Source organism: Rheinheimera sp. MM224 (assembly GCF_947090785.1).
Taxonomy (GTDB): domain Bacteria; phylum Pseudomonadota; class Gammaproteobacteria; order Enterobacterales; family Alteromonadaceae; genus Pararheinheimera.
Map to the genome: position 1 here is coordinate 3,160,226 of NZ_OX352320.1, position 25,643 is coordinate 3,185,868.

General features: G+C 46.2%; 29 protein-coding genes. 6 read left to right on the plus strand and 23 right to left on the minus strand.

The genetic code is table 11. The features are described 5' to 3' along the window. Nucleotides 1–42 precede the first annotated feature (42 nt). The gene (locus OM978_RS14850) at nt 43–525 is read right to left on the minus strand and encodes a fasciclin domain-containing protein (RefSeq protein ID WP_264343016.1); all 483 of its coding nucleotides are present in this window, start codon (nt 523–525) and stop codon (nt 43–45) included. A gap of 161 nt (nt 526–686) precedes the next feature. Continuing rightward, complete coding sequence (locus OM978_RS14855; protein WP_264343017.1) at nt 687–1,160, minus strand: hypothetical protein; 474 nt, start codon at nt 1,158–1,160, stop codon at nt 687–689. Nucleotides 1,161–1,296: 136 nt separating this feature from the next. On the opposite strand from OM978_RS14855, the gene OM978_RS14860 reads away from it, so the two are divergent. Then, the gene (locus tag OM978_RS14860) at nt 1,297–1,602 is read left to right on the plus strand and encodes an ArsR/SmtB family transcription factor (protein WP_264343018.1); all 306 of its coding nucleotides are present in this window, start codon (nt 1,297–1,299) and stop codon (nt 1,600–1,602) included. A gap of 10 nt (nt 1,603–1,612) precedes the next feature. Next, nucleotides 1,613–2,665 (plus strand): alkene reductase, encoded by a 1,053-nt coding sequence (locus OM978_RS14865; RefSeq protein WP_264343019.1) that lies wholly within the window; start codon nt 1,613–1,615, stop codon nt 2,663–2,665. Between the two features lie 44 nt (nt 2,666–2,709). Here OM978_RS14865 and OM978_RS14870 read toward each other — a convergent pair whose 3' ends face one another. Continuing rightward, nucleotides 2,710–3,966: a sensor histidine kinase gene (locus tag OM978_RS14870; protein WP_264343020.1), complete on the minus strand. Its 1,257-nt coding sequence runs from the start codon at nt 3,964–3,966 to the stop codon at nt 2,710–2,712. Further along, on the minus strand, nt 3,938–4,606 hold the full coding sequence (locus tag OM978_RS14875) for a response regulator transcription factor (RefSeq protein WP_264343021.1): 669 nt from the start codon (nt 4,604–4,606) through the stop codon (nt 3,938–3,940). Before OM978_RS14875 ends, OM978_RS14870 begins: the two co-directional genes overlap by 29 nt. A 91-nt stretch (nt 4,607–4,697) precedes the next feature. Between OM978_RS14875 and OM978_RS14880 the strand changes: the two genes are divergently transcribed. After that, nucleotides 4,698–5,984 carry a DUF5666 domain-containing protein gene (locus OM978_RS14880; protein WP_264343022.1) on the plus strand — a complete coding sequence of 429 codons (1,287 nt, stop codon included), beginning with the start codon at nt 4,698–4,700 and terminating at the stop codon, nt 5,982–5,984. 118 nt (nt 5,985–6,102) lie between these two features. Then, the gene (locus OM978_RS14885; RefSeq protein WP_264343024.1) at nt 6,103–6,453 is read left to right on the plus strand and encodes a YgiW/YdeI family stress tolerance OB fold protein; all 351 of its coding nucleotides are present in this window, start codon (nt 6,103–6,105) and stop codon (nt 6,451–6,453) included. A gap of 52 nt (nt 6,454–6,505) precedes the next feature. On the opposite strand, the gene OM978_RS14890 is transcribed toward OM978_RS14885, so the two are convergent. Continuing rightward, nucleotides 6,506–7,906 (minus strand): PepSY-associated TM helix domain-containing protein, encoded by a 1,401-nt coding sequence (locus OM978_RS14890; protein WP_264343025.1) that lies wholly within the window; start codon nt 7,904–7,906, stop codon nt 6,506–6,508. Nucleotides 7,907–7,909: 3 nt separating this feature from the next. Beyond that, on the minus strand, nt 7,910–10,018 hold the full coding sequence (locus tag OM978_RS14895; RefSeq protein WP_264343027.1) for a TonB-dependent receptor: 2,109 nt from the start codon (nt 10,016–10,018) through the stop codon (nt 7,910–7,912). Between the two features lie 291 nt (nt 10,019–10,309). Between OM978_RS14895 and OM978_RS14900 the strand changes: the two genes are divergently transcribed. After that, complete coding sequence (locus OM978_RS14900; protein WP_264343028.1) at nt 10,310–10,495, plus strand: hypothetical protein; 186 nt, start codon at nt 10,310–10,312, stop codon at nt 10,493–10,495. 209 nt (nt 10,496–10,704) lie between these two features. After that, nucleotides 10,705–12,804 (plus strand): elongation factor G, encoded by a 2,100-nt coding sequence (gene fusA / locus OM978_RS14905; RefSeq protein ID WP_264343029.1) that lies wholly within the window; start codon nt 10,705–10,707, stop codon nt 12,802–12,804. A 205-nt stretch (nt 12,805–13,009) separates the two neighbouring features. Here the strand turns inward: fusA and OM978_RS14910 are convergent, their stop codons facing one another. The 17 genes from OM978_RS14910 to OM978_RS14990 form a co-directional block, all read right to left on the minus strand. Then, complete coding sequence (locus OM978_RS14910; protein ID WP_264343030.1) at nt 13,010–13,573, minus strand: YdeI/OmpD-associated family protein; 564 nt, start codon at nt 13,571–13,573, stop codon at nt 13,010–13,012. Nucleotides 13,574–13,701: 128 nt separating this feature from the next. Next, entirely contained in the window at nt 13,702–15,861 is a 2,160-nt protein-coding gene (locus OM978_RS14915; protein ID WP_264343031.1) for a TonB-dependent siderophore receptor, read from the minus strand. Nucleotides 15,862–15,973: 112 nt separating this feature from the next. Further along, complete coding sequence (locus tag OM978_RS14920) at nt 15,974–17,341, minus strand: hypothetical protein (RefSeq protein ID WP_264343033.1); 1,368 nt, start codon at nt 17,339–17,341, stop codon at nt 15,974–15,976. A gap of 109 nt (nt 17,342–17,450) precedes the next feature. Next, nucleotides 17,451–17,666: a DUF4287 domain-containing protein gene (locus OM978_RS14925; protein WP_264343034.1), complete on the minus strand. Its 216-nt coding sequence runs from the start codon at nt 17,664–17,666 to the stop codon at nt 17,451–17,453. Between the two features lie 135 nt (nt 17,667–17,801). Then, nucleotides 17,802–18,140 carry a hypothetical protein gene (locus OM978_RS14930; protein ID WP_264343035.1) on the minus strand — a complete coding sequence of 113 codons (339 nt, stop codon included), beginning with the start codon at nt 18,138–18,140 and terminating at the stop codon, nt 17,802–17,804. Nucleotides 18,141–18,171: 31 nt separating this feature from the next. Further along, nucleotides 18,172–19,056, minus strand: coding sequence for a diguanylate cyclase domain-containing protein (locus OM978_RS14935; RefSeq protein ID WP_264343036.1), 885 nt, complete (start codon nt 19,054–19,056; stop codon nt 18,172–18,174). 35 nt (nt 19,057–19,091) lie between these two features. Then, a complete protein-coding gene (locus tag OM978_RS14940) occupies nt 19,092–19,877 on the minus strand; it encodes a Crp/Fnr family transcriptional regulator (protein WP_264343037.1) in 786 nt (261 codons plus the stop codon). 373 nt (nt 19,878–20,250) lie between these two features. Then, complete coding sequence (locus OM978_RS14945) at nt 20,251–20,598, minus strand: hypothetical protein (RefSeq protein WP_264343038.1); 348 nt, start codon at nt 20,596–20,598, stop codon at nt 20,251–20,253. A 152-nt stretch (nt 20,599–20,750) separates the two neighbouring features. Beyond that, complete coding sequence (locus OM978_RS14950; RefSeq protein WP_264343039.1) at nt 20,751–21,053, minus strand: hypothetical protein; 303 nt, start codon at nt 21,051–21,053, stop codon at nt 20,751–20,753. 256 nt (nt 21,054–21,309) lie between these two features. Next, a complete protein-coding gene (locus tag OM978_RS14955) occupies nt 21,310–21,972 on the minus strand; it encodes a hypothetical protein (RefSeq protein ID WP_264343040.1) in 663 nt (220 codons plus the stop codon). An 84-nt stretch (nt 21,973–22,056) separates the two neighbouring features. Further along, on the minus strand, nt 22,057–22,461 hold the full coding sequence (locus OM978_RS14960; RefSeq protein WP_264343041.1) for a DUF2784 domain-containing protein: 405 nt from the start codon (nt 22,459–22,461) through the stop codon (nt 22,057–22,059). 61 nt (nt 22,462–22,522) lie between these two features. Continuing rightward, nucleotides 22,523–23,023, minus strand: a complete 501-nt coding sequence (locus OM978_RS14965) for a DUF2937 family protein (protein ID WP_264343042.1) — start codon at nt 23,021–23,023, stop codon at nt 22,523–22,525. 77 nt (nt 23,024–23,100) lie between these two features. Next, nucleotides 23,101–23,691, minus strand: a complete 591-nt coding sequence (locus OM978_RS14970) for a class I SAM-dependent methyltransferase (protein ID WP_264343044.1) — start codon at nt 23,689–23,691, stop codon at nt 23,101–23,103. Next, a complete protein-coding gene (locus OM978_RS14975) occupies nt 23,688–24,197 on the minus strand; it encodes a GNAT family N-acetyltransferase (RefSeq protein ID WP_264343046.1) in 510 nt (169 codons plus the stop codon). Before OM978_RS14975 ends, OM978_RS14970 begins: the two co-directional genes overlap by 4 nt. Nucleotides 24,198–24,219: 22 nt before the next feature. Then, nucleotides 24,220–24,651, minus strand: a complete 432-nt coding sequence (locus OM978_RS14980) for a hypothetical protein (RefSeq protein WP_264343048.1) — start codon at nt 24,649–24,651, stop codon at nt 24,220–24,222. A 187-nt stretch (nt 24,652–24,838) separates the two neighbouring features. After that, on the minus strand, nt 24,839–25,252 hold the full coding sequence (locus tag OM978_RS14985; protein WP_264343049.1) for a VOC family protein: 414 nt from the start codon (nt 25,250–25,252) through the stop codon (nt 24,839–24,841). Between the two features lie 82 nt (nt 25,253–25,334). Further along, a complete protein-coding gene (locus OM978_RS14990; protein ID WP_264343050.1) occupies nt 25,335–25,625 on the minus strand; it encodes a helix-hairpin-helix domain-containing protein in 291 nt (96 codons plus the stop codon). Nucleotides 25,626–25,643: the final 18 nt, after the last annotated feature.

Consider the following 25,643-nt stretch of genomic DNA (forward strand, 5'->3'; position numbering starts at 1 on the left):
AAAAAAGGAGCACAAGGCTCCTTTACTCTGATTAAAAAGCAACTATTTAGGTAAAACGACAGAATCAATCACGTGGATGACGCCGTTGCTGGTTTCAATGTCAGTGCTGATCACCTTAGCACCATCGACATAAACCACACCGTCTTTGACGGCAATTTTCAGCTCTTGCCCTTGCACAGTTTTGGCTGAGGTTAACTTCACTACATCAGCAGCCATCACCTTGCCTGCTACTACGTGATAGGTCAATACCTTGCCAAGCGCGGCCTTGTCTTTTAACAGTGCCTGCAAATCTGCGGCCGGAATTTTGGCGAAAGCTGCATCATTCGGGGCAAATACAGTAAATGGACCTGCGCCTTTTAAGGTGTCGACCAAATCTGCTGCTTTAACGGCAGTCACTAGCGTGTTGAAGCTACCTGCAGCTACCGCAGTATCAACGATATCCGCTTTGGCAGCAGCGTAAGATGCAGCAGAAACGACTAAAGCTGCAGAGAGAACGGTTAAATTCAATAATGAGCGAAATTTCATTCTGATTTCCTTTTAGTTGAACATAAAACCCGCTATAGAGAACGGCATCAATGTTTAAAAAGATCAGAAGTATATTTATTAATTTTCGGTAAATTTAAGTTGAAAAACGCCGTATTACGCTGTGACAAGCAGATGGTTTATTCAGGCTGTATTTTAGCGATTTAGCTTTTTGACTCTGGTGTTTTCGGAACTTTCCAGCAGCGTGATTCATGTCGGGTAATAGCACCAAAATTAACCGAAAAGCCTTGTTTTAGCAGACCATCTAACGCTTCATTTTCATGATCTGTCGGATGAAAAACCTCATTGGATGTAAAGGCATTTAAACTTTTTAAGGTCTGCTCCACTTGCCAGCGTCCTACGGCGTCTGGCGGTATCAGTACGTATTCCAAAGCTAAACCCCGCTTCAAATCCTGTTGCAGTAATTGCTCCATCAACTTCTGGTTTTGCGCTGCAGTCACTGACCACTGGCGCAAATCCACGATACGAGCCCAGGGTTTGCCTTGCATCCTCTGGTAAAACTGTTCCAGTTCTTCAGCATAACGTGCTGTCAGATAATCTTCATGAATGCCGCTAAAGCGAACATAAAGCGCATTTTCGCTGCGACGAATTTCCAGTGATGACAAAAGATCATTCATAACAACTCTCGATTACTCTGCCAGTTCTGAGCATAGCAGCAGACAAATGTACCGGGCAGAACAAAATAAAAGTTGCATATCGAAATATGACGATATATATTTCGCTACATCGCGATATATAAATATGGATTAAACGATGAGCTCTGCAGAACTCGACGACATGATCAAAGCCCTGTCCCACCCAGTGCGACGGGACATTTTAAACTGGCTGAAACAACCTGAAGTCTATTTTGCCGATCAGGAACACTCACTGAGTTTTGGTGTATGTGCTGGCAAAATTGACCAGAAAACAGGTTTGTCTCAGTCCACCGTATCCGCCCATCTGGCTACTTTGCAACGTGCTGGTTTTATCAGCAGCAAAAAAGTAGGCCAGTGGAATTTTTTCTCGCGTAATGAAGAGGTTATTCAACAGTTTCTGTCGCGGTTAAATGATCAACTTTGAGGAGTTACAGATGCCAACTTTATTTGATGCAATCACCCTAGGTGATTTAACCCTGAAAAACCGTATTGTCATGGCACCTTTAACCCGTTGCCGTGCTGACGAAGGCCGTGTGCCTAATGCCATGATGGCTGAATACTATACCCAGCGCAGCGGCGCAGGTTTAATTTTATCCGAAGCCACAGCAGTCACCCCTATGGGTGTAGGTTATCCTGATACGCCAGGTGTTTGGTCGCAAGCGCAGGTTGAAGGCTGGAAGCTGGTGACTGATGCAGTGCATAAAGCGGGTAGCCGTATTTTCCTGCAGCTGTGGCACGTAGGTCGTATTTCTGATCCAGTTTATCTGGATGGTGCAAAACCAGTAGCGCCAAGTGCTTTACGCCCTTCAGGTCATGTCAGCTTGCTGCGCCCAATGAAAGATTATGAAGAGCCACGGGCTTTATCTTTAAACGAAATCAAAGACGTCGTAGAAGCTTTCCGCCTGGGTGCGGTCAATGCCAAAGCCGCAGGTTTTGACGGCGTGCTGATCCACGGTGCCAATGGCTATTTACTCGACCAGTTCCTGCAAGACAGCACCAACTTACGTGATGATGAATACGGTGGTTCTTTAGAAAACCGTGCCCGTCTGATGCTGGAAATCACAGACGCTTGTATCGGTGTTTGGGGCAAAGACAGAGTGGCTATGCATTTAGCACCTCGTATGGATTCACACGATATGGGTGATTCCAACCGCACCGCCACTTTTGGTTATGTAGCTACTGAGCTGGGTAAAAGGGGCATTGCCTTTATCTCTACCCGCGAACATCCAGCAGAAGACAGCATTACACCACTGATTAAACAGCTGTTTGGTGGCCCTGTGATTGCGAATGAAAAATTCAGCAAAGCAGAAGCCAACGCCTGGTTAGCTGAAGGCAAAGCCGACGCCATCGCCTTTGGTATTCCGTTTATTGCGAACCCGGATTTACCAAAACGTCTGGAAACGGATGCGCCATTAAACCAGCCACGACCAGAGCTATTTTATGGCAAAGGCCCGGTAGGCTATACCGACTACCCGACTCTGGCTTAAGTCTGAAATTTGAAACGAACAAAGGGCCAACCGGCCCTTTGCTTTTACACAGTATTATGTGGCTTTGGAGGAAAACTGATTTGCACACAGAAGTCCGATGGCTGATGCTGCACTTCAAGCTGCCAGCCCATACGACTGCAGATACGCTCGACTATGACCAGACCATAGCCATACCCCTGACTATCCTGCTCTTTGCTACTGCTATTGCTGACTTTTAATTGCCTTTCATTCAGCTCAACCAGCAGTTCGCCGTTACCATGAATAAAAGCATTTTTTAATAAATTAATCAGTACAACCCTTACAAAACTCTGTGGTGCCCAAAGTTGCACTGCGTGATGAACCTGCATAGTCCAGCTGGCTGTGTCAGAGGTTGCAGTACTTTGCGCTACGGGCAATTGTTCGCGCAACAAAGTTTCCAAATCAAGCTGTTCATAATGATGGGCGTCTATCGTCTCTTTGCCCAACAATAAAAAAGTATCAGTCAATAAAGCGATATCCTGGCAGGCGCGCTCAATCCTAAGCAAAGCTTTCTGATAACGTGGTTCTTCTGCCAGCATAGTTTGCAGCAACTCGGACGATCCCTGTAATACCATCAACGGCGTTCTGATCTCATGAGCGGCAAAACGACTAAATTCCTGCTCACGCTGAAAAAAAGCCGCTATATGCTTTTTACTGTCAAACAGCGCCTGCTCTATAGTGCGCAGCTCTTCAAACCTCGCCTCCACCAAAAAGGAAGGCTGCTCAGGCGACATCTGCTTAATTTTACTGACGACATTACGTAGCGGCACCGCCATTTGCCGCACCATATAAACGCCATAACAAACCGTTAAGAGCATAATGGCGAAGCCAAACAGCAAGGTAAAAAGATGCAGCTTGGACTCGTATTCGTCCAGATAATCATCGGCATTGTCTTTAAACACCACATAAAACAGGCCTTTGCCTGAGGGATGAGGCCGCACCAGAAAATGTTTATCTTCAGGCCCCAGATGATGTTCGTAGTAGCCAGGAGTAGTGTATTCCTTAAGCCAGAGTGGCATAGGCTCTTCACTCCAGTAGCTGTCAAATTCGTAGTGGTTAGGTAAATCAGCCGCAGCGCCCTGTAACTGATAATCCCGTTCAAACATACGAGCTTCTGCGTCCAGCCAGTGATCCAGGCTTATCACTTCCATCTGATCTTCGGCCACTAAAATCACAATCCAGAATAACGAAATAAACACCAGACTAAGGATAGAAGTGATTAAAGTCACTCTGCGGAAAAAACTGCTGTTGCCTTTATAAAACAAGCTTATACCCCTGACCATGTAAGGTTTCCAGTGCAGGCCTTTCCTGCTGTGGACTCAGTTGATTTCGAATTGCATAAACATGACTGCGTAACACGTCGCTGGCAGGTTCTTCATCTCCCCAAATCTGTTCTGTCAGATACTGACGACTGACCACAGCGGGTGACTTTTGCAGCAGCAATTTTAAAATTTGCAGTTGAATACGACTGAGTTTAAGAGGTCGGTCACCTTTGCTGGCAGACAAGCTTTGCAGGTCCAGTGTGACATCCCCCAGCACCAGAGTGCTTAAATCCTGACGCATGCCCCTTTTACTTAATGCCTCAAGCCGTAATTGCAGCTCTTTTAATGCAAAAGGCTTCACCAGATAATCGTCGCCCCCAGCTTCAAAGGCAGCTTCTTTATCCACCAGACCATCTTTGGCGGTCAGAAACAATACCGGAGTCTGACATAATAATTCCTGACGGATTTGCTGTACTGTGCTGATGCCATCCAGTTTTGGCATCATAATATCCATCACTATCACATCAAAACTCTGCTGTTTAAGCATACTCAGAGCGCTCACCCCGTTGTAAGCGCAATCAACCTGAACTCCTGACAATTCCAGGTAGTCGGTCAAGGTTTCCATCACTTGCTGGTTGTCATCCACTAACAGTACTTTCATTTATTTTCCACCAAAGACTTCACGATCACTTCACTCAGGTCTGCTTACACTTGCCGCCATCAGTCTATGTTGACACACCAAAGAGGTCTATATGAAACACATGAAAAACCTGATGATAGCGGTATCTGCATTAAGCCTGGCAGCTTGTGGCAGCTCTGGAGATAGTACAGCAGCACCGGACCAAGGCAATGGCACTAATCCGATAGTGACGCCTGTGACGACAAAAACTACTATGGGTACTGTCGGTAGTGTCAGCAGCACCGCATTCACAGTGCAGGATCAAAGTTTTAATCTGAGTTCCAGCACTGTCAGCTATGCCAAACAAAATTTGGCCTCCTCAGTGTTAACCAGCGGATCCAAAGTTCGGGTGACAAGCGACAGTTCTGGCAAACATAAGGTGGAGTTAAATCCGGATCTGGCAGGTTTTATCAGTGCAGTTCAGGGCGATACAGTGCAATTAAATGGCCAAAGCCTCCAGTTGAGCAAGCATCAATTGGTTGCCGGAGACTTTGTGCTGGTCAGTTTAAACCCACTGCAAAGTGGCGAAGTAACAGCAGTGACCAAGCTATCTTCCGCAGAAACGCCGCTTTATATTGAGCTGGAAGGCCAAATCAGCGAGTTGAACGAGACCACTCAGCGCTTTAGTGTATTGGGACAACAAGTCGATTATTCAGCAGCAATGATTGAAGACGGTCCTGTTGCCTCAGGCCGTTGGGCTGAAGTGTATGGACAGCTCAGCAATGGGGTTTTAAAAGCCTCCGAAGTTGATTTCGAACAATTACCTGATTCCACAGAAACCGAAATTTCAGGCGTGATCAGTTGGGTCAACGAAAGTAAAACCAGCTTTGAGCTGAATCAGCGCTACAGCTTTAACGTCACCACTGCCACCCGCTTCGAACAAGGTTCAGCCAATGAATTGCAGCCAGGCCGCTTTGTCGAAGTGACATTAAATCAGCAGAATAACCAGAGTGTTCTGACCGAAGTTGAATTTAAAAACCAAAGCATCAGCCCCGTAGGCAGTCAAAGAGTGGAAGTCACTGGCACTATGACTTTTGATGGCAGTCACCTGCAACTGAACGGTTTTAGTTTTGCAGTGAATAGCCTCACTGAATTAGAGGATGGCTTGACGCTACAAACATTAAACGGACAGTACCTGCAAATCGAAGCCGTACAAAGAGCAGATGGCAGTGTCACAGTGAAAGAAGTGGAAAAAGCCGGAGTATCAGCCCGTATAGAACTAACTGGTTTAGTACAAAACAACAGTGTCTGGGGTTATCAGGTCGCAGATAACAGTCTGAGCGGCTTTGATAATCAATGGCTTGAACTGGACTGCAGTTTTGATGGTGTTCGTTTATCAGCTTGTACTCTTGATGATTAAGGCTGGATGATGAAGCACTTCACGTTTACTTCACGCTTGCGGTGTTTTAATCGCTGCAACGCTGTGAAGTGCAGTATTCAATACGGCTTATTCAGCTTTCTTTGATTGGAGATTTAGCATGAAAACACTGGTTATTTTTATTGCTTTAGCACTGGCATCATTTCAATTGCATGCTCAGTACAAAGGGCCACAAGCCGCAGTCCAGCAACAGATTAAAGCTATTCTGGATAACCCAAAAGATAATCAGGGCGTACGACTGACAGGTTATCTGACCGAAAAACTCAGCCACGAAAAATACTGGTTTTCTGATGGTACCGATCAGATCCGGGTCGAAATAGAGCCTGAAGATTTCCCGGCTGGTGAGTTTGATGAAAATGATTTGATTGAAATTCACGGTGAAGTAGAAAAAGATTTTCTGGAATCACCAGAGATAGATGTGGAATACATCACTATCAAAAAGGTCAATTAAATCAATAGTACAGTTCAGGCCAACTGAGTTTTGGCCTGAACTGTATCCAGAATTAAGCCGCAATCCGATTTTGCCAAAACCTCACCAACATAAAAGCCAGCAGCGACAATATAAGTAGCGGAAATAGAATCACCAGCACCAGCAAGCTTAGCTTTAACCCCAAAGGCAAACTGTCTGTATTTTGCAACGCTGGTAACCAGCGCCCTGGTTTTCTGCGTCGCCACCACAAAGTTAAACCTGCAATCAGAGCCGCCAGCACCAGCAAGCAAAACAGCAAATTCAACCACTGATTCCACACCCCATACTGCCGGCCTAAATGCGTCATGGTGCCCCACTCCACCACTTTGGCTAAGGCCGAATAGCGTTGCCAGCCAATATCATCCAGTAATGCACCGCTGGCAGGGTCTATATAAAGTGTCTGCTGGCCTTGAGCTTTATCAGGTACATAGTTGATTTTAAATACATCGTTTTCGGTCGCTGGATAAAAAATCCGCACACCTGGCCCATAAGTGTCCAACGCCAGCCTTGCCAGATAAGGTTCGACTTTGCTGATATCAGCGATTTGAGGCTGATGATGATGAGTACTTGCAGGTGCCGGATGATGTTCTGTTACCCAGGACTCCTTGCCTCCTGTAACATGCACTTGCACCGCTTGCATTTTATGCTCGTGATGCGGGTCCGCAGCTCTGGTTTTGACACTGTCAGGTAAATGGAAGTTAGGAGATGGTGTTACCCAGTGCCACTGGGGGCTAAAATCCCGGCCTAATTGTGCAAACTGCTTGCCCCAAAAGGTTGACCAGGGCATACCACTGACCACCAGAAAAGCCAAAGCTAAAGAGCTGACCAAAGCCAATACAGCGTGCCAGTCACGCCAGTGCACCCGGCCATCACTGCGTTTTCTTGGCACTAACACTCCAGAGAGCCGCCAATGTTTAGGCCACCAGAGCCAGGCTCCGGTCAGCAACAAAAACAAAGTCCAGCAGGAAAACCATTCAATGATATAACCACCCACTGGGCCTGCAAGCAGCTCACCATGCAAACGCCGCACTATCGCCATAGGCTGAGTTGCTGGGTCAATATCAGCTCTTATCTGCAAACGATAAGGGTCCAGATAAATTAAATGCACAGCATCCGGCGCTGTCAGTTGCCAGCGCACCGCATGAGCAGGTTGATCCGGTAACACCACCCTGTTGATGGTCCAGTCCGGATACTGCTGGCGTAAAAAATCCTGCTGCTGCGCCAAAGTGGCAGCAGTGCCTTTAGGCGTCAGTTCCAGCGAGTCCTGTTGCCACCATTGCTCAAATTCACGATCAAACAGATAAGCACTGCCTGTTAACAACAACACCAGCAGCACTGGCGCTATCATCAAGGCAGACCAGCCATGCCAGAAAAACACCGCCCTCATCGCGCCAGCGGCAGCTTTGTCTGAAGCTGCACTATTCAGTTCAGTCATCTGTTACCACTGCCACATCAGTTGCAAACTCAGTTGCTGCGGCTCACCCGGATAAACCACAAAACCGTTACCTGAAGCTGTGTAATACAGCTCATCCAGCAGGTTGTTCACAGCCAGTTGAGCTGACCAAGCCGTTTGCTGATACCGCAGACCAGTGCCAATCAAGCGGTACGCATCCAGTTGCCAGGCTGAACCTGTGATTAAAGGCCTGCCACTGCTGTAATTTGCCCGAACAAAGGCCGACCACTCATTGTCGTATTGCCAGTTGGCACTCAGATTCACTCTATGACGCGCCAAATCGCCAAGCTTATTGCCAAGGTCTCCATCATTACTTTCTGTGACTTCGCCATCCATCCAGGCATAACCAGCTTGTAATTGCAGAGCAGAATTTAACTGCCAACTGCCCTCTAACTCCACACCATCCACGCGTTGTTCACCACTATTGACGCTATAATCAGGGTCAACAGGGTCTGTAGTCAGTGCATTTAAGCGTTCAATCCGGAACAGTGCCAGGCTGCCACTGAACTCATCCCCACTGTAACGAATACCCAACTCTGTCTGAGCTGATTCTTCCGGCTCCAGTGCAGCCCCTGTTTTGCTGCGCGCAGCAGCGCTGCTTTCAACATCAAAACCTGTGTTATGGCCAGTAAATAAAGTCAGTTGATCGTTGAGCTGCCAGGTCAGGCCCAATTGCCAGATAGTGGACGAGACCGGTACCCATTCTGCGGCACTGCCCCAGGCACCACTGCCTGCTTTACTGTCGGTATAGCGCACTGCACCTATCAAGTGTAGATCTGGGGTTAACTTGATTTGGTCCTGCAGGTACCAGGCGTCTGAATCCAGGTTGTAGAAATTATCAAAACCAAAATCCAGCACGGGCGCCGCTGTATCGTATTGGTACTGCGGATTATTAATATCAACAGGGTTTAAAGTACCGGCCCGGATATTGGACTGGGTAAAACGGCCCCGCTCCCGGCCTGCTTCATAACCCAGTAGTACTTTGTGCTCTAAAACTCCGGTAGCAAAACGGCCATTTAAATCCAGCTGCGCTATCTGGTAGTCGTCATTTTCGCGGCCCTGACGGCCGGTACGGCTGATCAATTCTGGCTGACCTGTGACTGGAGCGCGTAAGTTAACCTGACCAAAGACGGTATTAAATTCCTGATATTGCAGGCGGGGCGTCAGGGTCCAGTCGGTATTGAGTTGGATATCTAACCAGTATTGATACAAAGGTGCAAAAGAGCGCAGGCTGGTAAAACCCGGCTCACCCAATTGAGTGCTGATATCAAGCACCTCCTCATCCTGATCAGGCAAGACTACGGACACAGGTAAACCAACATAACGGTCGGTTTCGCGTTTGATATATTCAGCGACAAAATGACCTGTAGCCAGATCGCCCACCTTATGCTGCAGCATCAGACTGACATTATTTCTGTCCATCGGTTGGCGATCAACAAAAGTGTCTGAACGCTCCAACTCAGCTGTTAAACGTAAGGACACAGTATCAGACAATACTTTGCTGATATCGCCATTGGCTACTTTCTGATTGTCAGTCCCAAGGCGCAAACCAGCACTACCACTATTATCTGCGCCCGGCGCTTTACTGACCAGATTGATCACCCCGCCCACAGCGGACTGGCCATAAAGCACACCGGAAGGGCCTTTTAATACTTCCATCCGCTCTATACTATTAAGCGCAGACGCATCTACATCTTCAAAATAGCGCTGGCGCATACCGTTACGCATCTGGTCAGCAGCAAAACCGCGAATCTTCAGACTAAAAGACTGATAAGGCCCTACCCGCGAATAACCGGGATTTGCACTGGGAATTTCGCGTAATAAATCTCCAACAGACACCAGCCCTTGCCCTCTCATCTGATCCACATCCAGTAGTTGAATACTTTGCGGCAGCTCTTTTAATAAAATGCCCGACTTACTGCCAAAAGTGTCATTTTGGCGCTGACCATACACAGAGAAGCGTTCCACACTGGCTTCGGTTGCAGTGTCAATTTTGTTTTGCTCATCAGCGATAGCGGAAAAGGAAAGCACTGAGAACGCTTGCACACAGGCCAGACTTAACAGAGTTCGACGGGGGAAATAAAAGAATTGCATCAAATAGCGCCTTACAATCAGAAAGTTACCTGGGCACTATTTTTACATAGCAGGCTGTATCAGCCGATGCGGCATATTGTCGCAGTGGAGCTTATTTAGGGAACTTTTTTAGTTGATGCTTAACCGTGCTAATGCGGCAATTTGTCACATTGGACCTGGTGTCTCCACACTGTAAGCTGCCGGCATTTTTAATCTGACTCCCCTGGCCTGGTTTTGTCTGACTCACAGAAATAAAACCAAAATGCAGCGGTCACCGTAAAAATAATCTAGATATAAGTAACGGAGTAAAAAGTGCTGACTGAAATTGTGTTGTTTGTTGCCCAGCTGATGTTATTGGCGCTGTTGTTGATTAATCTGGTGTATCTGCTGTCTCCTGCGAAAGCTATTCCAAGAGAAAAGAAAATGGAGTATCGAATCGAGCATAGTCTTTTAGCTATCGCTGGTGGTATTGGCTTAGCCGTATTGCAGTTTATTTAAAAGCAGAATCTGGTAAGCGGGCAATGATCCTGCAGCGCAGGGTCATACTCTTCAAAGCACTTTGCCTTTAAGTGCTAAAAGTTCATAAAAATGCAGTTGACGGCAGATCAGAAAAAACAGAAGATCTCGCTGATTTTTTTTCGGGCAAATTGGAATAATTTCCTGTATATTGTCGCACTATTTTCAAACCCTAGCTTATCGAGATGACTATGTCAGCAGATTTATCCTTATACAGAAACATTGGTATCTTCGCCCACGTTGATGCCGGCAAAACTACTACTACCGAGCGTATCCTGAAACTGACCGGTAAAATCCATAAGATAGGTGAAGTTCACGAAGGTGAATCGACCACTGACTTCATGGTACAAGAAGCTGAGCGTGGTATTACTATCCAGTCAGCAGCTGTAACCTGTTTCTGGAAAGGTCACCGTTTCAACGTAATCGATACACCAGGCCACGTTGACTTCACAGTTGAAGTATACCGTTCTCTGAAAGTATTAGACGGTGGTATCGGTGTATTCTGTGGTTCTGGTGGTGTTGAACCTCAGTCAGAAACTAACTGGCGTTATGCGAACGACGCGAAAGTATCTCGTCTGATCTTCGTTAACAAGTTAGACCGTATCGGTGCTGACTTCATCCGCGTGACAGAACAAGTTAAAAACGTACTGGGCGCTCAGCCACTGATCATGACGTTACCAATCGGCCGCGAAGAGACTTTCGTTGGTGTGGTTGACCTGCTGAGTGAAAAAGCTTACGTGTGGGATGATTCTGGCAAGCCAGAAAACTACGAAGTAATGGATATCCCAGCGGATATGGCTGACGACGTTGCTATGTACCGCGAACAGCTGATCGAAACTGCTGTTGAGCAGGACGACGATCTGTTAATGGCTTACATGGAAGGCGAAATGCCAACTGTGGAACAAGTTAAAGCCTGTATCCGTAAAGGTACACGTGAATTGGCATTCTTCCCAACTTACTGTGGTTCTGCCTTTAAAAACAAAGGTATGCAATTACTGTTAGATGCTGTTGTTGATTACTTACCATCTCCAACTGAAGTAAATCCACAGCCTCTGACTGACGAAGAAGGTGCTCCAAATGGCCAATACGCAATCGTATCTGCTGACGAGCCGTTCCGCGCATTAGCATTCAAAATCATGGACGACCGTTTCGGCGCCCTGACCTTTATCCGTATTTACTCTGGTGTACTGAACAAGGGTGATACTCTGCTGAACTCGTTCACAGGTAAAACTGAACGTATCGGCCGTATGGTTGAGATGAACGCGAACGATCGTACTGACCTGACGACTGCTCAGGCCGGTGACATCATCGCTTTAGTGGGTCTGAAGAACAACACTCAGACTGGCCACACTCTGTGTGATCCAAAACACGAATGTACTTTAGAACCAATGATCTTCCCAGAGCCAGTAATCTCTATCTCTGTAACACCAAAAGACAAAGGTTCTGTTGAGAAAATGGGTATCGCCATCGGTAAGATGGTGTCAGAAGATCCAACTTTCCGCGTAGAGACTGATGTTGATTCAGGCGAAACGATTCTGAAAGGTATGGGTGAACTGCACTTAGATATCAAAGTAGATATCCTGAAACGTACTTACGGTGTTGAGTTAGTTGTTGGTCAGCCACAGGTTGCTTACCGCGAAACTATTACTCGTGAAATTGAAGACAGCTACACGCACAAGAAACAATCTGGTGGTTCAGGTCAATACGGTAAAATCGACTACCGCATTCGTCCAGGTGCACAAGCTTCAGGCTTCAAGTTCATCTCTTCTACTGTTGGTGGTAGCGTTCCAAAAGAATTCATGCCAGCCATCGAGAAAGGTTTTGCTTCAATGATGAGCACTGGTACTTTAGCAGGCTTCCCGGTATTAGACGTTGAAGTTGAAGTATTCGACGGTGGTTTCCACGCAGTTGACTCTTCAGCCATCGCGTTCGAAATCGCAGCTAAAGGCGCTTTCCGTCAGTCTATTCCTAAAGCTGGCGCGCAACTGCTTGAGCCAATCATGAAAGTTGACGTCTTCACTCCTGAAGATCACGTAGGTGATGTAATCGGTGACTTAAACCGTCGTCGTGGCATGATCTCTGGTCAGGAAGCTGGCGTAACTGGCGTACGTATCAAAGGTGACGTGCCACTGTCTGAGATGTTCGGTTACATCTCTACACTGCGTACTATGACTTCTGGTCGTGGTCAGTTCTCTATGGAATTCTCTCACTACGCTCCATGTCCACAAAACGTGGCTGACGCTGTGATTGCAAAAGAGAAAGAAAAGAAAGCTGCCGCTGCTAAGAACTAATTAGCCGCTAATGCAAAAAAGCCCCGCTGGTGAAAACCGCGGGGCTTTTTGTTTTTCACATCCCTGTGAAAAATCCCTTCGGGACCAGCTAAAGCTGTCCAAAAAACGGCAGGACAGCCGTTTTTCACAGCGCCAGCGGCCAACGGCGAACATCAGGGAAGATGTGAGTGAAAAAAAGTTCCTGACATTTTTGTATTTTCATCAGCTATTGCAGTCTTTTCCCTGCAGCACTGGCTTCCATTAATTTAGCCAGTCTGGATAAACGGGTTTCAGCTTTTTTGGCGCTGCAGATCCAGTGCAGCAGTACCTTTTGATAACCTGGCGGTGTAGCTACAAAAAACGACCAGGCAGCAGCATTGCTCTGAAAAATCTGTAGTTCTTCTGCTGACAAGCTGGCAACACTGGCCTGCTCATGCGCATAAATTGCAGATTTGTGTTCAGTTCTGTGGGAAAAAGCCAGCTCCCCAGCTGCTGTCATCCGGCCTTGAGCTCGCAGGTTTTCCATCTTATCTATATTGATTTGACTCCAGATGGAGCTCTTTTTGCGGGGTGTAAAACGTATGCTGTAACTGTGCTCATCAATACGCTTACGTTTGCCATCGATCCAGCCAAAACATAAAGCTTCATCCACAGACTCAGACCAGCTCATACAAGCTTTATCCGTCGCTACTTTATGAAAACCTACCAATAGCTCTGACGCAGTGGCTGCATGTAACTCCAGCCAGAATCGGAAGGCCTGTGGGCGGTCAAAAAATAGCGGTGCGGTCATCAGGCTCACCATTTAATCAGAAAAATACACTCTAACTGACTCAGTGGCTGAACAACAATAAGGGTAAGATAAAACCCCGGGTCTTTATAACCCAGGGTTTTGCATCAAAACCGCGGTAAGAGTGTCTATCAGAACTTGTAACGCAGGTTAGCGCTGACAGAACGACGTTGACCGTAGAAACAATCCCCACGATTCAGACAGGAGGTGATCACTGTTTTGTCCGTCAGGTTTTGTACCTGCAGGCTTAAATCGTAATCCCCTATTTCATAGCCCAACATGGCATCCAGCAAGGTATAAGAAGGAGTCGTCAGCGGGTCGTTCAGCACCACACCATTCATGGCGACATAAGCGCTGCCATCTGATGTTTTACCTACATGGCGCACACCACCACCCACTTTCATGCCATCAACCATAGCCAAACGCCAGGTCGCCCAAACTGAAGCCTGCTGTTCCGGCACTGCAGATAAATCAGCACCTTCCTCACCCAATGTATTACTTTGGCTGACATAGGCGTCGGTGTAGGCATAGCTGGCGTAAATATCCAGTTGTTGCCATGCCAGCTGAGCTTCCAGCTCCACACCTTTAGCTGTGACTTCCCCGCCCTGAATTTGGCCATTGGGATCAATCAGTTCGGGGTCATCCAACTGGTCAGCCGCTAAAGTAGTAGTGCGGTTTTGCTCTTTAATTTGATAGACAGCAGCTGTTAACAGATGCTCTGTGTTGTCAGGCTGATATTTCACACCGGCTTCCCACTGCTCTCCGGTTTGAGGTTTAAAGGCTTTACCATAAGCGTCAGCGCCTAATAGCGGCTCAAATGACTCGCTGTAGCTGATATAAGGCGAGACGCCGCCATCCATCAGATACATCAGGCCCAGACGACCTGTAGTGGCATACTGAGATTCAGCATCGGCCCTTTCAGTGCGACTGACAGTGCGGTCACGGCGTAACGCCGCAGAGACCATCCAGGTATCAGCAATTTTCATATTGTCCTGCAGATACAAGCCACTCTGATACACCTTATTGGCTGCATAGTCGGTCACATCAGCATCTGTTGGCAAATCTGTCACCTGACCATACACAGGGTTGTACAGGTCCAGCAAACCACCTGCGCCATAAAATGAGTCATTGTCGGTATAGGCGTTCTGGTAATCAAAACCCATTACCAGTTGGTGTTCTACTGCGCCTGTTTGTAAATCGCCATGCAACTGAGCGTCACTGGTGATAGAACGAGCATCGGCGTTACTTAAATAAGCCACGCGGGAGATAGTACGGTTATCATCCTCGAACTCTGGAGGCCATCCATACATAGTGTCGTAATCAGCATGACTGTCACTGTAACGGCTGGCGACACGTAAATCCCAGTCGTCCGTCAGATTGTGTTCAACAATCACTGTAGCGGCTTGTTGTTCTGTGTCATAACGGTCAAAACCAGGTTCGGATACAAAACGGTTACTTGGGATCTGACCAAACTCATTGGGTAAAATAGTGCCCTGATGCGGAAAAAACTGCGTACTGGTGCCAGATTCCCTTTCCTGCCAGTTGCCCAGCATTGTCACTTTAGTGTCGTCACTGGCCTGCCAGCTAAAAGAGGGTGCTAAGGCTTTGCTGTTGTCCGGCACAAAGTCAGTCTGAGTATCACTGTCGCGCCATACGCCAACTAAACGGCCTTGCAGTGTTTCATCGTCATTCAGTGAACCAGTGATATCTCCGGCCAGTTGTTTACGTGAATAGTTACCCAATTGCGCCCAAAGCTGACCGCTGGTGGCAGCTTCAGGTTTTTTGCTGACTAAATTAACGATACCGCCAATAGAACCCTGTCCATACAACACTGAACTTGGGCCTTTTAGAATCTCAATTTGCGATAAGCCAAAAGGCTCTGTGCGCACATTGTTGTAATAACCAAACAAGGATTTCAGACCATCCAGATACTGCACTGGCGACACGCCGCGGATCACAGACCAGTCACCACGGGTATCCAGACCATAAGGACCATTGTATAAACCCGACACATAACCCAAGGCATCCTGAACCGTCAGCGCGCCTAAATCAGCAATACGCTCTTCTGTCAGCACTGATACAGACAGAGGTGTTTCTATAATAGGAGTGTCCGACTTCGCACCTGATGCGCTGACATAAGAAATCAAACCACGCTGGCTTTTTACCGTGATCACTTCAATTTCTTTTTCATCAGCGGCCTTGCTGTCATCTGCCAGCAGGAATGCAGAATAACAACTTGTGGCAACAGCCAAAGCAACTAAGGATATTTTGTGGAGTTTAAACAACGACATGGCACTTCCCTCTGAATACAGTGCCAGAATTCTAAATGAAAATAGCTCTCAATTGCAAAGCAATTAAGAACTATTCTTGTTTGTATCCAGTAATTTGGACAACCTGCCTCCGTCATAAAGGAGAACTCCGAGCCCCAACCTTTATAGACCTGCTTGCAGCTGCTCCGGTTTTTAGCAATGAGGACTGATTAACCACCAACAACTGCTGCATAAATGCATGTGCATCAAAGCGATCCTGACTGCTGAATGCCTTGAGCTGTAACCAAAAGTCTTTTGTCACATAAGGCTGAAGCACATCAAGAAAAACAGAAGCTTGTGGGCTTTGGCCAGCCAGCACCACAGTGTTAAACAACGACCATAGTCTGAAGAGACTGATTGGCTGTGCAGCTTGTTGTAGCTGCATATTGATAGCGTGGTTCAGTAACAAACCACAGCTGTAATGCAGTTGTGAATTGGCTGCGGCAGCCTTGGCATAGTTATGCTCTTTTTCCAGACCCGCCACACAATCTTTAGCTGCTTCTGTCAATTTATTCTGCAAAATCTGCCTATTCTGCTGCACTTCTGCCGAGGCCACACCGGCCAGATACTCTGCTGCGCCTTCGTGGATCCATGCATCCTGAGGAGATTCAATATCACCCGCTTGTCGCTGATACAAATGCGCCACTTCATGTGCAAAAAACCAGAATACTGCATCGGGTTGCAGCTGATCTATTGCAGTACGGCCATACCAATGCATAAAGATTTGTCCTGGCAAGGTTCCGCCCTGATGACCATAACTGCCATCCTCTGTACTGCTGTATGATGCAAATAATGCAGGTCTGACTTCCAGTGCGCCCATCTGTTCTGTAAACCAGGCCATCAGTACTGGCAACTGGCTGCTGATTTGTTGCTGTAACGCGTGAGGTAATGCCGGGTCAATCAGACTGATAAAATCAGGCCCGGCTAAAGGCTGCGCTTTCCCCAAATACACCTTTGAACCACTATCCTGCTCTTGCCAGGTCACTTCATCCTGATAAAGCTTACCAGCTACAATAATTTGTTCGCCCGCAGGCGCTTTTAGCGTCAAAGTCCAGCTGTTGAGTTCTGGCCCACAGTGCTCTGCGCAGGCAAAAAAACGACCGGAATGCAGCAGCATGCCACCATCAGAAAAAGGAGAAAAAGCAGCATATTCTTTAGGTAAAGGCGAATAGGTAGCTGGAAGGCGGAAACTCACCTCGCTAAACGATTCGCCATCGGTTCTGAGCACGGTTTCTACACCATCCAGAACCTGGATTTTATAAAGCTCTGATTGCACTATCCACTGTTTTGCCCTTGAATCATCCGGATTGCGCTGAAATACAATACGCTGTACAGGCGTGGCTGTGCTGTATCTGACCCACCATTGCCCCAGGGTATTTTTTTCAATCTGGGTAACCACTTCGGTGGCTGCCAGAAAGGGCGTAAAGAGTACAAGAGCCATTAAAGCGCTTAGTTTCACCATCTGAATGTCATCCTGTTTCAGTAAGAGCAATGATTTACATTGCACCACAGCTGAAAAACAATGAGCAAAGCGAAAAGCTTAAATCAGGGCATTAAACTGTAAGGCTTTGTTACTCCAGAGTCTGGCTACGAAAATATGCAACAAGCGCATTCGCATGACCATGGCCTATGCCATGTTCGTCTTTCAGCAAGGCTACCATTTCCATATGCTTCAGTTGCTGTTGGTTTTGCAATAGATCAAACCAGTGCTGAACCGCAAAACCGTACTTTTTCTCGATAGAAGGAAAATACGAAGCCGGGCCTTTCACCTTTTCTGTATCAGACATCTGTTCACCTTTGTTTTCAATTCACGGATTAAAACCTGTAGTCGAACAGGGCAACCTGACTTCGACATCCTGTATCAGATATTTTTTAGTATTGAGGTAAAGGAGTAAACAGCAGTAGAGCTAAATGCAGAACTTTTAGTTCAGTAAGGAAAAACTCAGTGGACAATCAATATGTTTCAGCATTTGATTCACTATGGTGGGCAGCGTAAAGCTTGTTGTACCAACTCCTTTTACACTGACGAAAATATCGCAGTTGCTGACATTCAGGCCCTGACGTACATAAAACATGTTGATGGCATCAAGATTCGCTGCAGTGAGCGCTACCAAAGCTTCAAAACTGCGGGGGAGCAGCTTGTCTTCGCTTTCTGCATTTTCTGAATAAGAAACGCCTTCAAGTTCACGGCATAATGTCAGTACCTGCATTTTGTTGAGCTGACGAAACCGAAACCTGACATCTAAAGTTAAATGATCCATCTTTCCTGCTTTTTAATCTGGGTTTATCGCTTTAATCAGGCTCATTCAGCTGCCGGAACAACACCACCTGTTGCGCTGTGCCTTTTGCTTTATACATGGCCTTATCTGCGTGTTTGATAAGAAGGGCCGCAGTTTCACCGTCAGAAGGCGAAAGCGCAATACCTACACTGATTTTTATATGCAGTATTTGCCCACTTAAATCAACGGCTTCTGCAACACGCTGGACTAACTTGCTGGCAAGACGCAACACGTCATTTTCGTGTTTTACTTCAAGTAACAGACAAACAAATTCATCGCCGCCCCAGCGACTAACCATATCCCCGTCGCGGATAAAGGATTTTAACCGGTTTGCTACTGTTAACAACACTCTGTCGCCGACGTCATGGCCATGACTGTCATTAATACTTTTGAAATTGTCGACATCAATAAACATCACTGCCAATCCCCAACCCTGACGTTTAGCCTGAGCCAGTCCTTGAGTCAGAGCCTGATCAAAAGAGGCACGGTTTGGTAAACCTGTCAGAACATCAGTCAGTGCAAGCTGCTGTGCCTGCAGCCCGCTCACCTGAGCCTGCAATAAATCGTCACGCACCGACGCCAGGTCCGTTTTCATCGTATCAAGTTCAGACTCAATGCCTATACGCACCGCAATTTCATTGGCAAGTTTAATATTTACTCGTTTCAGATCCTCAGCAGCTTTAGCCACCATATCTTCAGCATCTACATTTTGCGTCAGGGCTATTTTCATTGCCTGAACCGAGGCTTTCTCTTGCTGTAAAACAGTGTTAGCTGAAGAAAGCTCACCCGCAGCTCTGGCCACATCTATTTTAATTTCTTCGTTCTTTTTTAATACCCCATCCAGCGATACTCGTTTGACGGTAACCTTTCTCCCACGCACTTTCGATTTTGCTGACATGGCTACCTCTTGCTAAAACAACAAAACAACGCTTATCAGCCGCTTTTAGCGGTTGGCAATATGACCACAGGAATTGCAGCTACATTTTTAATCACCTGACGCTGCGGAAGATAAGGCAGTAATAATTCAGTTTCTTTTTTTACCACTCCGTAGCATTCGCAGCTCATGGCTTCGAGTTTGTCTCTGTCCAGCACCTTAATCAGACCACGCGAATAAGAAATCACGCCCTGCTGCTGCAACTTTAATGCGGCCTGTGTTACCCCTTCACGGCGGACACCCAACATATTGCTGATAAATTCCTGTGTCATATTCAACTGATTGTTAGATAAACGGTCTATAGACAGCAGCAGCCAACGGCACAGTTGCTGATCAATAGAATGGTGCCTGTTACAAACAGCTGTCTGTGCCACTTGCGTGATCAGAGCCTGGGTATAACGTAACATCAACAACAACAGCTGGCCGTGGCGGTTAAATTCCTCCTTCACCTTAGCTCGCGGTAAACGATAAGCGTAACCAGCACTTTGCACCACAGAGCGGCTTGGCGTCCCTTGCCCACTCATCAACAACGAAATCCCCAACAAGCCTTCATTTCCAACAACTAATATGGCGGTAGAAGCCCCGTTTTCCATAATGTACTGCAACGAAATAATAGAGTCCGTCGGAAAATAAACATGGCGCATAGTGCGGCCAGACTCATACATCAAAGAACGAAGCGGCAGTGGCACCAATTCCAGATGCGGAAATAAACGCTCTTGAACTTCAGGATCTAAAGCCGCAAGAAAATGATTTTGCTGCGGGTGCGGTTTCGACTTTGTTGACATAATCCCTCTGTACATTGGAATGGTGATCAGATTCCGGATAAACCGGCTGAAGATACTTTGTAGTTCAAAACAACTTCTGTGCGATAACGCACACAAGATTAACTTCACCTGACAAAACACCATTTCAGAATACGGTGCGGATCGTTGTTGCGGTAAAGGGCATAACAGGAGAGGTTGTGAATTAAGAAGCCACTGAAAACACCAGTTGGTTTGTTCAGTTACTGAAGTAAGACATTATCTAAATACAAAACCCAGGCGGGATAAGGTCGAAGAAATGAATAACAGCCTTTAACATAACACACTAATGAGTGAGCGCTGCTTATATATTATTCAACCAGCGGTTTTGTACAGGAAAACTAATAACCCTCTTCTCTTATGGGTTCTCAAATGCATGTTGACCGCATTTGGGGCAATGATCTGTTGCTAATGCAAGGTCGGCTAGGTCACCTATCAGAAGTCCATGACAAGAAAAGCAGCGCAAATCTGAATTGCTGATCTCCCGCTGTTGTAATTTTTTAATCCACCTCATGCACACAAATAAGCTACTCAACAGCAGGATCAGATAAGTCACAATCCAGGATTCAATCAGTGCGCCAAAATAGCTGACAAGTAACCAATTCAATAAAAGTAAAGCGACAAAGGCGACCGCGTAAAAAATGTCATTTTGCTCAAACTTTTTGTCGAATAGTTTTTTCTGCTTTATAAACTCTTGTTTTGTCATTATATGTTCTTATTGTCTTCTAACGCCTAGCCGTGCGCTACCGCTTAAACTAAAGCCGCATCTATGTATTGAGCATAGCCGAAACATGGCGGAAATCAGCTAGTTGCCTTGCTGTTTTCTGCGATTCAAAGTCTGTTGTTAAAAAATAGCTATTATTCATCCACTTTACTGTAACGACGGATCACTGATACTTTGCCATGTTCAAGCTCTAATACATCCAATGCGGTCTTGGCGTAACTAAACTGTGAGCCGTCAGCTCGTTTTCCCCTGGCTGAATACTTATGTTTAATAGCCACAGCATTGTGACCAAACTCATAGCTTATCAGCTCAGATTTGTATTCAGTATGCCCGCCTAAATAGTGAGTCATACCTTTACGCATCAACGCCTTGCCGTCGGGTTGACGCGAGTCATCAGGCGCATTAGGCAAATGTTGGTTACCTACGTCGTCGGTCAAAAAAGACAGGTAATGCTCCAGATCCTCTTTGGTTGCATCAGGTTGCTGAGTGGCAACCTCTGCCTGATAATAAGCTTTTACAAAAGTGCCGTAATCAAAATCATCCGCCGCTCCATCAGCATGTTAAATCGCAATACAACCAACCAGCGCCAGTACTAACTTTTTCATCTAAGTTCCTTTTATTGATTTGCCTGAAAGGCTCACAGTAGTTTTATCCAGCCAGAGTCAGCATATCCGCTGATTGTATCTAAAAGCACTAGCGCGCGTATTTTTCTTCGAAATCGCTCATAGTGACTAGCGTGTATTTTTCGATGAAAACGGCCAGAGCGCCTGGATTATTAAATGTATTGGCAAAAGACTCTTCCTTACCACTCTTTGTACGTGAAATGTTTACTGAATAGCTGTCAGCCTCTTTAGATACTGTGACCTTTGTGTTGTCTGTTCCGTGCGCTTTTTCGACCACCAGCACAGATCCATAACCCAACAAGGTATCCAGTAAAGCAGCTTTTCTATGATCTTTATCATTCAACCAGATAGCACTATCGGCTTTGCCATATTGATACAAAGCGTAAATGACAGGAAGGCTAAGCAGGGTCGCCAGCATGACTTCAATGGATTTGGCCCATTCAGCCCAAAAGGCAGCGACCAACTGTATGAGGGTGGCAATGGATATCAGGTAAAACAACCGCCGCCAGACTGCGGCATTCCAGATAGCCTTTTGTAAGGCATAGCCAAAAAATCCCAGTAAATAAAGCATCGAAAGTAAAGTGCTGATTAGATTGGCCACCGAAAACTGCCCGACTAAAATGCTGCCATAGACGCTGAATGCAATAAGTAGTAGATAAACAATACCGTAACTTATTAACGCAATTTTCTTCACTTCATACTCCTTCGATAAGGCGATTTTTGCTATCGCCATGGGTCATTAGCCCTTACACAACTTGCTGACTAGCGAGCCGATTTCTCTATCAATAATTTCAGCTCACTCAGCACCCCAAATCGGTTAATGGAAATGTCGTTTGGGACGCACCAAAAACCAGCTGACCAACACCAATAGCCCAAAAGCGCTGTACAGCAGTATAAATACCCAATCCGGCGCAGTGTAAAACAGCAACTGATGCAACCAGTGCTGGATAAAAGAGCCTGCATAAGTGCCTGCCGCAGCTTCTTTTCTTAGCGCCATCTCCCAAATGGTTAATGGACAAATCACACCCAGCCAGGACTGCAGGACCACTATGCCAATAGCGAGTAAATGCAGTAACCGGAAACTAAGATTGCGAACCCACTGCCAGTTCAGAAAATAGCCCAGATAAACGGCAACAAGCCCGAATACTACAAAACAAACAAAAAGAACATGCACGACCAAAATCACATCAGCCAGCAGTAAAAGTAGCAATTCTCTGGACACGGCAATTCACCTCAGAAAGACTTAACTCATTCAGGCCAGAGCATAGACAATCCCTGTAAAACTATGAGTACTGCCTAACTCTTCCATTACCAAAGAATCTGAATGGCAGCATGATCAGAAAATTCAACAGAAGAGCAAATACCACACCAAAAGCCAAACCACTTGCGTTCAGAGGTATGCCTGGTTTGAAATTCTGCACTACATCCTTCAGCACATGAATTCTGTCGGGATTCAGCATAAATAGCATCTTCTCCAGCAAGTTGCCTGTAGCAAAAGTATCCATACCCACACTGAGATCAGCCAGTAATTCTACTGTCGCAAGTTTTTGCTCTGCATCTGTGCGCACGCTGGGTTCGGCGTTTTTCAGATGGTTCTCTATCATGGCCTGAGCGTTAGCAAACTGATGAGTTTTCGCTGTCGCTTCATAACCATCCACCTGCCATTGGGTGGCCTTGTACCAGCCAGATAAATACTGATGGTAATGATCAACCAGCAACGGCATCTGCAGCGAAACAATAAGCGCTACACCAAAAACTAATTTATCGAGCAGTCTTCCAATCAAAATGAATATTCCTGTTGCTACTTACTGTTACGCTTATCCACCGGATGCTATCGATGAACACCTAGCCTCAAATTCAATTACAAAACACGCATATCATAGTAACAGTTTTGGCCTTCATCTTCATATTCAGCAACCAGGCCAAGTCCGGCTTGCAAACATATACTTTGGTACTCAGCACAACCCAAAGAACGTGATTCCTGGCCAGTCAATACATCTGTCCAGTTGCATCTTTGCACCGGAGCTGTGAATAAAAATCTGCCTTCTGGGTTTAACGTCAAAGCGACTTTTTGAATCAGCCCTCGTTGCTGTTCTGCTGGTAACAAAAAGATCAGACCAATGGCCATCACAGCATCGAACTTTCGGCCAAAAAAAGTGGAATCCTCTATAGCCTCACAGACGACATAAGCTTGAGGTAAGCGGCGGTGAAATTCCTGTGCCAAACGCTCTGATGCATCTATAGCATACAAGCTAAATCCTTCGGCTGATAAGGTGGTGGCTATTGGAAAGCCGCAGCCACAACCCAAATCAAGAATAACAGCCCCCTGATGCAATGAAGCAGCCCAGCGTCGAATTGTTTCAACACCGATAGCAGACTGCTCTCGCAGCTTTGTAAATTCCGGAGCTACGACTTCATAGCCATTTGAGCAGTCTCTAAGGTGTTGCGTCATTTTTCACTTTGCTCACTGCGTATTTTTGCAAACAGATGCTCATCATAAAACTGCCCCTGCTTCTGTACCGCCTGTTTTAATATGCCTTCTAAGCTGTAACCGGCCTTGTGCATCACCTGAATAGAAGCCTTGTTTGGCGCAGACACCACGGCATAAATACGTTGAATACCTGTAGTTGCAAACACCAGTTTGGTGAAGTCAGCCACAGCTTTGGATGCAATTCCTTGGTTCCAATACTCCTGAGCGACCCAATACCCAAGTTCTGCTACATGTGCATATTCAGCCTCTTTGGTATACACACCTATAACACCACAAAATGCTCCATTAAAGCTGATAGCTCTGACAAAAGCGCCCTCTTTACTGCCCACTTCAACCCACCAGCTCGCGTCTTCAAAGCGATAGGGTTGTGGAATTCTGGACGCAAGGTATCTGACCAGCTGTTCGTTATTCAGATAACGAACAAGCCATTCCCTGTCATCACTTTTCAGTTCACGTAGCTCTATCACGAAGTGCCCTTTACCTGATCCACTATGCAACAGAGACTGTTGAGCGTGGTGGCCTTAAATAGACAAGAACAATCAACATCACAATTTGTAAGGCCAGCGTTATTAATTTGGGATTAATTTCCTGATAATTAACAAAAAGTGCGGCGTGCATAGACAGATACAGACCAAGCAAAATAAAGCCCCAGCGTTTATAGCAGAAAACCCCGGCAGCACCAGCAGCTAACAAAAGCCCCATCACCATAATATAAACAGAGTATCCCGATACACTAAAGGAAACGAATTCTTTGTCTGCTCGTGCCTCTGTAAAACGCTTCACTTCCGCTATTGCATCTGCCAAGTCAGTGACCTGAATTAAATCAAGTGATTGAGCAAGTAACAGGCCGCCAACTCCAATCCGAATCAGCCCATATCCAAATAGCAGTGCTACTATCGCTAAACCTAATACACGCCACATAGTTAATCCCTCAAATTAGTCTGCAGAATGGGTTGCAAAAGAAGGCTGCAAGCAAAACAACATCACCCTCTGTGTTTGTCCAAAACTAGCACAGTACTATACAGAGTACCCAATTTGAGGAAACCCTAAAGTGTAACCAGATACGATAGTTGTAAGATTTGTTTGGCGTCGCATTTATACATGTGGTTTATTCAGGCATAGCTACATTCGGATCCATATAGTTCAGTCGCCAGGCGTTGCCATCAGCATCAAGAAAACCATGCGTATACACAAAACCTAAATCTTGCGCAGCATCATAAACAGAGCCACCTGCAGCAATAGCTCGCTCTACCAGATCGTCCACTTGCGCTTTGTTGTTGCAGTCCAGACACAACACTACGCCTGTAGTTAAAGAAGGGTCGCTTATTGGTTTAGGTGTGAAGTGCTGCAGGCTGCTATCCAGGTGCACCATGATGCGAATTTGCTCGGTGACCATCATGCACTGGCAGTCTGGACCACGAAATACCGGATGAGGTTCAAAGCCTAATTGGCTATAAAAATGCACTGCACGCTCTAATTGGCGAACCGGGATATTAATAGTGATAGTTGAAGGATTCATCATCTTTATTCCTTAAAGGCGTTTAAGCCATGGTACGCCTGTCACTAGCCTAAGTCAGACCGCACTTCTGCATAATAAAACTGCTCTATTTTTGTTCCAGCCTGTCTTTTCGCTCTGCAGTGTAAGCCCACCATGGTTTTGGTTCATCCCCTTCGATAAAACGAGTCACGGAGATAAATACATCTATGACACAAGGGTCATGTCGCTGTGCAGTGATAGCACAAAGCTGATCATACATTTGATAAGGATCACGGCCTTTGAGGTCATCTGGCCTGTGGATCCCAAGTAAAACCAGATCCGTAGCTCCTGCCTTACCAATATTTGGCAGATCAGTCAGCTTTACTGTTTTTTCGCGGATCACTTTATCCGGATTCATCTGTTTCCCCTTCAGGAC

What these genes read in the sequence shown, in the direction of transcription:
- OM978_RS14850 (WP_264343016.1), bottom strand. Translation starts at nt 525, where the DNA reads ATGAAATTTCGCTCATTATTGAATTTAACCGTTCTCTCTGCAGCTTTA.
- OM978_RS14855 (WP_264343017.1), bottom strand. Translation starts at nt 1,160, where the DNA reads ATGAATGATCTTTTGTCATCACTGGAAATTCGTCGCAGCGAAAATGCG.
- OM978_RS14860 (WP_264343018.1), top strand. Translation starts at nt 1,297, where the DNA reads ATGAGCTCTGCAGAACTCGACGACATGATCAAAGCCCTGTCCCACCCA.
- OM978_RS14865 (WP_264343019.1), top strand. Translation starts at nt 1,613, where the DNA reads ATGCCAACTTTATTTGATGCAATCACCCTAGGTGATTTAACCCTGAAA.
- OM978_RS14870 (WP_264343020.1), bottom strand. Translation starts at nt 3,966, where the DNA reads ATGGTCAGGGGTATAAGCTTGTTTTATAAAGGCAACAGCAGTTTTTTC.
- OM978_RS14875 (WP_264343021.1), bottom strand. Translation starts at nt 4,606, where the DNA reads ATGAAAGTACTGTTAGTGGATGACAACCAGCAAGTGATGGAAACCTTG.
- OM978_RS14880 (WP_264343022.1), top strand. Translation starts at nt 4,698, where the DNA reads ATGAAACACATGAAAAACCTGATGATAGCGGTATCTGCATTAAGCCTG.
- OM978_RS14885 (WP_264343024.1), top strand. Translation starts at nt 6,103, where the DNA reads ATGAAAACACTGGTTATTTTTATTGCTTTAGCACTGGCATCATTTCAA.
- OM978_RS14890 (WP_264343025.1), bottom strand. Translation starts at nt 7,906, where the DNA reads ATGACTGAACTGAATAGTGCAGCTTCAGACAAAGCTGCCGCTGGCGCG.
- OM978_RS14895 (WP_264343027.1), bottom strand. Translation starts at nt 10,018, where the DNA reads ATGCAATTCTTTTATTTCCCCCGTCGAACTCTGTTAAGTCTGGCCTGT.
- fusA (WP_264343029.1), top strand. Translation starts at nt 10,705, where the DNA reads ATGTCAGCAGATTTATCCTTATACAGAAACATTGGTATCTTCGCCCAC.
- OM978_RS14910 (WP_264343030.1), bottom strand. Translation starts at nt 13,573, where the DNA reads ATGACCGCACCGCTATTTTTTGACCGCCCACAGGCCTTCCGATTCTGG.
- OM978_RS14915 (WP_264343031.1), bottom strand. Translation starts at nt 15,861, where the DNA reads ATGTCGTTGTTTAAACTCCACAAAATATCCTTAGTTGCTTTGGCTGTT.
- OM978_RS14920 (WP_264343033.1), bottom strand. Translation starts at nt 17,341, where the DNA reads ATGGTGAAACTAAGCGCTTTAATGGCTCTTGTACTCTTTACGCCCTTT.
- OM978_RS14925 (WP_264343034.1), bottom strand. Translation starts at nt 17,666, where the DNA reads ATGTCTGATACAGAAAAGGTGAAAGGCCCGGCTTCGTATTTTCCTTCT.
- OM978_RS14930 (WP_264343035.1), bottom strand. Translation starts at nt 18,140, where the DNA reads ATGGATCATTTAACTTTAGATGTCAGGTTTCGGTTTCGTCAGCTCAAC.
- OM978_RS14935 (WP_264343036.1), bottom strand. Translation starts at nt 19,056, where the DNA reads ATGTCAGCAAAATCGAAAGTGCGTGGGAGAAAGGTTACCGTCAAACGA.
- OM978_RS14940 (WP_264343037.1), bottom strand. Translation starts at nt 19,877, where the DNA reads ATGTCAACAAAGTCGAAACCGCACCCGCAGCAAAATCATTTTCTTGCG.
- OM978_RS14945 (WP_264343038.1), bottom strand. Translation starts at nt 20,598, where the DNA reads ATGACAAAACAAGAGTTTATAAAGCAGAAAAAACTATTCGACAAAAAG.
- OM978_RS14955 (WP_264343040.1), bottom strand. Translation starts at nt 21,972, where the DNA reads ATGGCGATAGCAAAAATCGCCTTATCGAAGGAGTATGAAGTGAAGAAA.
- OM978_RS14970 (WP_264343044.1), bottom strand. Translation starts at nt 23,691, where the DNA reads ATGACGCAACACCTTAGAGACTGCTCAAATGGCTATGAAGTCGTAGCT.
- OM978_RS14980 (WP_264343048.1), bottom strand. Translation starts at nt 24,651, where the DNA reads ATGTGGCGTGTATTAGGTTTAGCGATAGTAGCACTGCTATTTGGATAT.
- OM978_RS14985 (WP_264343049.1), bottom strand. Translation starts at nt 25,252, where the DNA reads ATGATGAATCCTTCAACTATCACTATTAATATCCCGGTTCGCCAATTA.
- OM978_RS14990 (WP_264343050.1), bottom strand. Translation starts at nt 25,625, where the DNA reads ATGAATCCGGATAAAGTGATCCGCGAAAAAACAGTAAAGCTGACTGAT.